This is a genomic window from Rhodococcus sp. ENV425, from assembly GCF_002887785.1.
Lineage (GTDB): Bacteria > Actinomycetota > Actinomycetes > Mycobacteriales > Mycobacteriaceae > Rhodococcus > Rhodococcus aetherivorans.
The window spans coordinates 1-651 of record NZ_PCZU01000228.1 but is presented as its reverse complement, the minus strand read 5'-3'; the positions used below and the strand labels follow the sequence as shown (position 1 = coordinate 651).

Below are 651 nucleotides of genomic sequence, written 5' to 3'. Positions count from 1 at the left end.
GATGCTCGTCGCACACACCGTCGCGGTCGTTGCGTGCGCGGCCCTGCTCGAGGCGGCGCAACGCCTGTACGGGCCGCTGACCCGGGCGGTGCGGGCGGCATGGACCGCGGCGCCCCCTCGCATCGAGGCAGCCCGGACGGTGCTGCCGGTCGTGGCGGGCCGGACCGTCGCGTCGGCCCGGCCGGCACCGTGCATCTCCCGGCGGGGGCCGCCCGTCGCGGCGTGACCGCGACCCACCCCACCGGAGAGAGAAACCCATGAACATCCCGAACACCGTCGCCGCACGCCGGCGACAGACCCCACTCGTTCTCGCCCGGCTCGCCGGGCTCCTCGGCCTCGCCCGGCTCGCCGGGCTCCTCGGCGCGGTCGCGGCGGCATTGCTGTTCGCGGCCGGCCCGGCCGCCGCGCACTCGGTCGTCATCGCCAGCACACCCGCGCCGGGCGAGCAGATCGCGCAGGGCCCCGAGCGCGTGAGCCTGACCTTCAACGAGGCTCTGCAGGAGTCCTTCGCCGCGCTGACCGTCGTCGGCCCGGACGGCAACCTGTGGTCCAAGGGTGATCCCCTCGTCGAGGACGCCACGGTCTCCGTGGCCGTCGGCGATCTCGGCCCGGCCGGCGAGTACACCATCGCCTACCGCGTGACCTCGGCGG

The 651-nt window shown here is 75.7% G+C and carries 1 protein-coding gene and 1 pseudogene; both read left to right on the top strand.

Annotation, left to right across the window (positions count from 1 at the left end; all coding sequences use genetic code 11):
• Positions 1 to 226 (top strand): annotated as a pseudogene (locus CQZ88_RS19760) (hypothetical protein); the annotation flags it as partial.
• A 31-nt stretch (positions 227 to 257) separates the two neighbouring features.
• Positions 258 to 651, top strand: a 394-nt coding sequence (locus CQZ88_RS19755) for a copper resistance CopC family protein (RefSeq protein ID WP_258008693.1), incomplete at its 3' end; no start/stop codon positions are given.